The 7,135-nt window shown below is 36.1% G+C and carries 9 protein-coding genes; 4 read left to right on the top strand and 5 right to left on the bottom strand.

Going from position 1 to position 7,135, the window contains the following annotated elements; translation table 11 throughout:
• The first annotated feature begins 523 nt into the window (after positions 1 to 523).
• The 3 genes from BKE30_RS12225 (at position 524) to BKE30_RS12215 (ending at position 2,681) form a co-directional block, all read left to right on the top strand.
• Positions 524 to 832, top strand: a complete 309-nt coding sequence (locus BKE30_RS12225; RefSeq protein WP_076878876.1) for a helix-turn-helix domain-containing protein — start codon at positions 524 to 526, stop codon at positions 830 to 832.
• 86 nt (positions 833 to 918) lie between these two features.
• Entirely contained in the window at positions 919 to 1,182 is a 264-nt protein-coding gene (locus BKE30_RS12220) for a hypothetical protein (RefSeq protein ID WP_076878875.1), read from the top strand.
• Between the two features lie 242 nt (positions 1,183 to 1,424).
• Entirely contained in the window at positions 1,425 to 2,681 is a 1,257-nt protein-coding gene (locus BKE30_RS12215; protein ID WP_076878874.1) for a tetratricopeptide repeat protein, read from the top strand.
• Positions 2,682 to 2,852: 171 nt separating this feature from the next.
• Here BKE30_RS12215 and BKE30_RS12210 read toward each other — a convergent pair whose 3' ends face one another.
• The 3 genes from BKE30_RS12210 to BKE30_RS12200 form a co-directional block, all read right to left on the bottom strand.
• Positions 2,853 to 3,611 carry a hypothetical protein gene (locus tag BKE30_RS12210; protein ID WP_143253725.1) on the bottom strand — a complete coding sequence of 253 codons (759 nt, stop codon included), beginning with the start codon at positions 3,609 to 3,611 and terminating at the stop codon, positions 2,853 to 2,855.
• 118 nt (positions 3,612 to 3,729) lie between these two features.
• On the bottom strand, positions 3,730 to 4,041 hold the full coding sequence (locus BKE30_RS12205; protein WP_076878872.1) for a BrnA antitoxin family protein: 312 nt from the start codon (positions 4,039 to 4,041) through the stop codon (positions 3,730 to 3,732).
• Entirely contained in the window at positions 4,004 to 4,315 is a 312-nt protein-coding gene (locus BKE30_RS12200) for a BrnT family toxin (protein WP_076878871.1), read from the bottom strand. Before BKE30_RS12200 ends, BKE30_RS12205 begins: the two co-directional genes overlap by 38 nt.
• 199 nt (positions 4,316 to 4,514) lie before the next feature.
• Between BKE30_RS12200 and BKE30_RS12195 the strand changes: the two genes are divergently transcribed.
• Positions 4,515 to 5,060, top strand: a complete 546-nt coding sequence (locus tag BKE30_RS12195) for a plasmid replication DNA-binding protein (protein WP_076878870.1) — start codon at positions 4,515 to 4,517, stop codon at positions 5,058 to 5,060.
• Between the two features lie 536 nt (positions 5,061 to 5,596).
• On the opposite strand, the gene BKE30_RS12185 is transcribed toward BKE30_RS12195, so the two are convergent.
• Together BKE30_RS12185 and repM are read right to left on the bottom strand one after the other, a co-directional pair.
• Positions 5,597 to 5,857, bottom strand: a complete 261-nt coding sequence (locus tag BKE30_RS12185; protein ID WP_076878868.1) for a hypothetical protein — start codon at positions 5,855 to 5,857, stop codon at positions 5,597 to 5,599.
• Positions 5,858 to 6,095: 238 nt separating this feature from the next.
• Positions 6,096 to 7,031 carry a replication initiation protein RepM gene (gene repM / locus BKE30_RS12180; protein ID WP_076878867.1) on the bottom strand — a complete coding sequence of 312 codons (936 nt, stop codon included), beginning with the start codon at positions 7,029 to 7,031 and terminating at the stop codon, positions 6,096 to 6,098.
• Positions 7,032 to 7,135: the final 104 nt, after the last annotated feature.

Raw genomic sequence — 7,135 nt, 5'->3', positions numbered from 1 at the left:
GGTGTATAGACGTCCATTTATAGGTGTATAGACGTCCATTTATATCAGCTAAAAGCATTGGCATTAAAAGCTTTGACACGGTCTAAAAGCTTTTAAAAGCATTAAAAATATAAAAAGAGATTTTTCTTTTTAAAAGGCAAAAAGCAAAAGCATTTTTAGATTTTCAATACATATTTCATAGTAAAAACCATGTTAATTGGAAGGCAGTAGGTCACACGACCCATAGCTTTTAATTCACACACCACGCAACTCTCGTTACAACATCAAAACTCTTGCAGCACTAAGGCTATAGCCGTTAACGCTAGGACTTAAAAATCGTTAACACTATTTTAAAATTTATTAATAATTTTCAAATAATTATGCTGATAACACTGTACTTTCAACCGTTAACGCTATAAATAAAATTAATTATATAATTCAAATTCTTAAGTGTTAACACTGCCAATTGAACAGTTAGCAATTGATGCAATGTATAATTTAAACATCATGAACAATAACTGAGTATTCTTGAGGAATTACGCTCATGAAAAATAATCACAAGTTATCTAAAAAACATGCCGTAAAAGCGCACCATTTCGCGTTAGCGCCACACAAAGCAAAAAAGCAGTACCTGATACCCCTTGAGGTGGTAAACGCTGTATTCGACGAAAAATCGACTTCTACACGTGCCTGGCGCAAATACTTAGGTCTACGTAAAAAGCACTTGGCTCAGCAGCTTGAGATCAGTAAAGACCAATACAGCCGTCTTGAAGCCAAAAAAAAGCCATCTAGGGCACTGCTGCGCCAAGTGGCAACTGCAATGGGAATCCATGTTAGGCAGCTAGATTTCTAGCGTCCTAACATGGATTTTCTGAAAAAGTGTATTTGTGCGTCCCCTTGGATAGGGACTCTCATGCTGTCTTAACAGAGAAAATGCCCATGAAAGAGGTAAACGAGCTTGCTGCCTTTGAAAAACAGGATACTGCCTTGCATAAGACCGGAGAACTTTACGGCCTTCTAATTGCTGATCTGGCAGCCAGGATTGCGCAGTGTCCTGAGGACAGTGTGCAGTACAGTGTTCTGGTTGATCAGCAAGAGCAATACCAGACCCAACAGCGTCACCTACACCAAATGAATACCCAGCAGCTTGCACAGCGTAGTCAACAGTTAGCCGAGCAGGTGAAGGCGCGTTACACCGCCTAAAAAACCAGCGATTTAATGGCAAAAGCTACCAAAATTGCCTACTTATTGACCTATTTTTGGTTTTGGGTGATTTTTGGTCGTGTGCGATAGGAATTTTTATGGATAAGGAACTGATAATTATCAATAAAAATTATTGACGTCGTATAACGTGCATTATGTTAAATAGGAAATAAATATAAGTGAGATACAGGCATTTTTTCTTTATACTGAGATAATTTTTTGATTCAAATAAGATTTCTATTATGACTGAGGGAAAGGCTTTACTGTTACAGGCAAAAGTTACTAATAAAGATTTAGATACTTTCGAGAGTAAACTATTAAATTTGTGCCAACAGTATTTTTTAGATCCATTAAACTCAGATCTTTTAATACCTAGCCGTTTAAAAGACATTGTAAAAAAATATGAAGAAAAACAAAGCCTAAGTAAATTTGAAGAAGTATATATTCATGAATATATGCTCAGATCTTTAAGTGGTTTTCTGCCAGACTTTCAGAAAAAAATTAGAAATAAAGTTGAATTAGAGAGAGTAGCTGAGGAAAAAATTCGTCAAGAGAAGTTGAGACAGGAGGCTATTGAAAAACAAAAGCTGCTTGAGTCAGATCCAGTTTATATTGCAAAGCAAAAAGAAAAAGCATTACTAAAAAAATATGACATTAATGAATATCTATCAGGGGCATTACCTACAGAGCTTTCTGAAATTTTGAATAAGCTAGAAAATGAAACAAGACTGTCTCAAGATGAGGCTGTTTGGTTAAATACAATAGGTAAAAAATTCTTTAGTACCAAAGTTCGTCATAAATTTCATCGATTAGAAGCTAATTATTATTTGCAGGAATATGCAAAGAACACTAAGAACATTTGGAATGCTATTAATGCTAGCAGTCAATTAAGAAAGTGTCAGGAAAGTCCTGAAGCAGAAGAATTTTTAGAAAAAATTTCCACTAATGGTATCAAGGATAAAAAATTATTATCTGCGTATTTCACTACTCTTGGTGGAGTTAGACGTGATCTTCGCAAGGTTAAAGTCGCCATTGATAATGCATCCAAAGCTCATAATTTAACTCCAGATAATTATCGTCCTTGTACTTTATTAGGCGCTATTTATATGGAAACGTATCAATATACACTTGGGCATGAGTGGTATGAAAAAGCTAGTGAACGAGGTGCAACAAATCAATCAATTAATGCTGATCTTAAAAGCATTATCTCTAAGATGGATAAAGCTAAACGTAATGAAATGATTGAACATTTATTGAAGTTAGATCCTCACGCATACTCATGGCTAAAGTCTCTAAAAACAGCCGTAGTAAACAAGCCTACAAGTAAACAAAATAAAGTTGAGCAGTCAGTAAAAGCTCAGAAAAAAGCATCGCCATCACAGCCTAAAAATTCTGAAAAAAGTTTACAGAATCTTTTAGAGCAGGGAGCTAAGGCACACAATTTAAAGCAGCCAGTGAACCTATCAAAATCTTCATGTATGAAACCTAAGAAGAAGTAATTTTATTATTGAGTTTCGCTAAAATTAACATAATACACGTTATACGAAATTTAAAAAGTGAGATTATCCTTATGATAATTAAAGAAATTTAAAAATTTCGTATAATCGCCATTATGTTAAATGTGTGAGGGATGGTATTATCAACGTTTTTTGGCTTTAGATCCTTCCTGTTCATGGAACAAGGTCTATTTTCTGTTTAATTGATTTTAAGACTGCTTCAAAAGCATGTGACTGCCGTGTTTTATCGTTACTATTTTCTATAAGTGATTTCGAATGATTAGTATCACCATAAAGATGATAAATAGCAGCTAAAAATGTATTAGTATCAGCAAGTTTTTTAACTGCATAAGCTTGCTCTGCAAGATAAATAACTTCTTTTTTAACTTTTTCAGGCTCATTATTAATCAATAAAATAGAGGCTTTTAGTATATATATAGAGGAAAGTATGTTTTTATCCATAAAATCGTGAATCTCTGTTCTGTCCCCTTCTGATAATTCATTGCTAATTTTCTTTGAAAGCTTATTAAGAATGCGATCAGTCTTATCATAATTCCCTTTAAAATAAAGGACTCTAGCTTCCAGAAAAACATATGGATTACTACCTTCGGTGTAACACTTTTTTAATAACTCACTATACTTAGCTCCATCTGAATTATTATTAGTAGCTGATGATATTTCGAGCATTGAATTGTATATAGTGCATAGCTTACTAATTTCTGTTATATTTTTTTCTTCTTTTAAGAGTATATTTTTTGCATCTTCATATTTTTCTTGGTCTATTAGATTTAATGCATCGTACATATCAAGACGATCAGCAGTAGGATATGTGCCTGAACTAGCCAAGGCAAATTGACTTAAGGTTATAATGAAAAATACTAACAAATAATTAACAGGGCTTATTTTAAAAAATGCCCTATTCAATAAACTCATACTGTTATCTCACTGGTTAGATTATGCATCATTTATCGCTTATTATTAATGTTATCTAAAATTAATATAATACAGGTTATACGAACTCAAAATGGGAACAACAGCCTCCCATTTTTTATTAATGATTCTTTAATTCTTGGAGCATGGCATCACGCAGGATCTTATTCATGCGGGTCTGGTAACCTTTCCCTTGGGCTTTTAACCATTGCATCACGTCTGCATCAATACGTACGGTTGTCACTTGCTTGGTCGGCTTATAAAAAGGGTTCTGCACCGCATTTTTCCAAAAGCTTTCATCGAGCGTTGGAATATCTGAACAATCAATTTCACTGTCTGGTCGTTTGGCTAAAGCGTCTAGCCTTGCTTTTTGCTCATCAGACAAAACAGGGGGATTATTTAAATCCACTTTGTAGTTGACGGTTTTGCTCATACTGTTTCCTCTCTTTTTTCACTGCCTGTCGTGCTGAAATAATGCGGATATGATCAATCCCATCATGATCTTGTACCGTGTGCGCAACCAGTAAAACTGTTTGTCCATGAACTAGACCAATTGCCTGCCAGCGGTATTCACCATTTTCAAAGCGATCCTGTTGAAATACGGCATAAGCATCGTAAAAAACCAGTGTTGCATCTTCAAAAGCGACGCCATGCTTTTTAAGGTTTACCTCTGCTTTATGCTCATCCCATGAAAACTCAATTTCCATCGTTGTATCGCTTTTTGTTAATACAATTATGTTAATACAATTTAGTAAAGAATGCAAAAAACACCCATTTTTATGGGTGCAATCCACTAAAATTACTTATAAAAAAGTTCCCTGATTTCAATAGGTTTTTCACCCGGATTGTTCTACTCATGCGATTCGCTTATGATCATTTTTTAATTTACTTCGGCATGGAATGCGCATGGCCACAAAACTCAAGATAAGCCAGGCTGCCGCTTTATATCAAAAATCACGTAACACACTGTACCAGGCTATTCAGAAGGGAATCTTAAGTAAAGACCAAGATGGCTTACTGGATCTGTCAGAGTTAATCCGGGTTTATGGGGAACCCAAGAAAAGCTCCAAGTCCTTCAAATCGGTTGATGCACCTCAAGAACATGCTGAACAATCCCAGGACACGACTGCTGCCCAGCTCTTAGCCGTACTTAAACGAGAGAACGAATTACTGCGCCAGCAGCTTGATGAAGCCAAGGAAAGAGAGCTATTTCAGCGTGAACTAATTCAGAGCATGAACCAGAAGCTCATCCCACTGATAGGACACCTGAACAGTGTTCAGGACAGTTCAACAGAACAGTTGAGTACAGTAGCCGAGGACATTGAAAATAAAGGCATAGAACAAAATACAGGACAACCAGTACAGTGTACTGATCAGTCCAACAGAACAGTTGAGGACACTTCTCAAACTGTTCAGAAAAAACAGGGTTTCTGGCAAAAATTGTTTAGTTGAGCGCATATTTTAATTGGATATTATTCAATTTTTAACTGGCTTAATATCCTAGTGTATTATTGCTATGCTGTTTGGTGGATTTCTCTATGTTGCGCCATTCTTTTCTCCCGCTAGTCACTTTTTTTACTGCTTGTACGCCGGAACCACCAGTTCAAAACAAGGCTCAAAAAACACGTAGAACACGATGGTATTAAATCTACCCACGCTAAGCCTGTTCACCCGAGACTGGCGACTTTACCGACCAGCAAAGCAGGCGATAGCGCTGCACTACTGGGTACTTTAGAGATTAAGGATAGCTGTATTTATGCAAAAACAGCGACCAATGAGCTGTATTTAATTGTCAGTATGAACCCTGATATTTATTGGGATGATCACCAACAGGCTTTAATCCTATCGGATGGTAAAACCATACAACCTGGGCAACCTGTGATGCTAGGTGGCTCATCCTATATAGGACCACAAGAACGCTTAAAATGGACGCTAGCACCGAATGAAGGATGTCATGTAACCCAAATCTGGATTACCAATTTAGTCAGTTAATTTTGAGGGGTGGTCGTCCAAGCTTCTACTTGTTGGCGATAGTTCTCATCCTTGCTCATTCGATTTAATGTTGCAGCCATATTATTTAAAAAATCTGTCATGCGCTTCTCATGTAGCTCATCATCACTTGGTTTTCCTCCAGTAGCCCGAGCAGCAACTTCCTTTTGATATGCCTCATCTGTGGTCATTCTTTTACAAGCTTCTAAAGCATTTTTATCAAAATCGCTTAACTGATCATCAGTTTTACAGTGATTCATTTTAGCTACCTTAATGTGAAATGTGAGGGGTTAACCGTTGAGCGCAGCGAATAAGGTAAGGTGGTGGGATATTTCATGCTTGCATGTAATATTACAACACACATCTTGCCTTCCAATTAAATTCTATAATCGCCTATAAAAGCGCATAACCGCCTATAGAAGATGTAAAAACCCTAAAAATAGGTTGTTCGCTGATAATCGCGTATAAACGCATATAATAGCCTATAGCTCACCAGTTTTAGCTGCTTGGCTGCAATTCGAATGAATCAACCTTGGCGTATTCCATAAACATGATATTTAACAGGTCATGAATGCTCTTATTTTGCGTTTTGGCGAGGTTTTCAACGTATTCCTTGGTTAGGGTAGGACACTTGGCATAAAGCGTCTTAAACAAGCTGTTTTCAGGTGTATTCCACGCATTCTTTAATGGCTCAGCAGTTTTTTTAGCTGGCTTGGATTTTTCTTCCAATACTTTAAGTGATTTTTTCTTTTGCTTAAAAGCAAATGAGAAGCCTGTAATACTCCGTCCAGATTTATGTTGTTCATAAGACACAGTTACATCGGTTTTTTCATTAATCTGTTTTACAGCTAAATCAAGAACACGCTTTTTAAAGTCCCCCATTGCCTTATATTCATTAACCCCTAAACCTAGCTGCCCTCTAAATTTTTCAAGCTCAAATATGGGAGTTTTTTCTACAGTACGCCAACGTATCAATAATTCATACAATCGCACTGCATATAAGCTAGTTACCTCAGCTAATTGCTGTAACTCATAGCTTGTAAAATTCTTTTCCAATCGAGTTACAAAGGGTACTACATCAGGAGAAAAGCATATTTCAACTGTGGCAGCATCTTCTATATAAGCTATTTTTGAAACCCATCTAGTTTGAACTATTTTAAGTTTTCCTGTTTTTGCATCTGTTTCGGAGTAAGTAAAATAGCGATTAAATAGGTTTTTAGCGGCTTCATTTAAAACTCTATAGGCTGTAGATTTATCAGCATTAAATTGACTTATATAGCTACTAGCATGAATTCTTAGCATCGTAGTTGCATCAATTCCTAACCCAGTTTCTCTCGCCCCTACAATAGCTAGTAAAACTAGCCTTTGCTCTACCAGTCCTAAAGTATAGCTAGCATCAATAAGGGCATTATCCTTAACTACTAAATTATGCATTATAAATAGTCTTAAATTTTTAAAGTCAATATATAGTCGTTATAATCTTAAGTCAATAAAAGGTGTATAGACGTCCATTTATAGGTGTATAGACGTCCATTTAT

This window comes from Alkanindiges hydrocarboniclasticus, from assembly GCF_001982605.1.
GTDB lineage: Bacteria > Pseudomonadota > Gammaproteobacteria > Pseudomonadales > Moraxellaceae > Alkanindiges > Alkanindiges hydrocarboniclasticus.
This window is presented reverse-complemented; position numbering and strand designations above follow the sequence as displayed.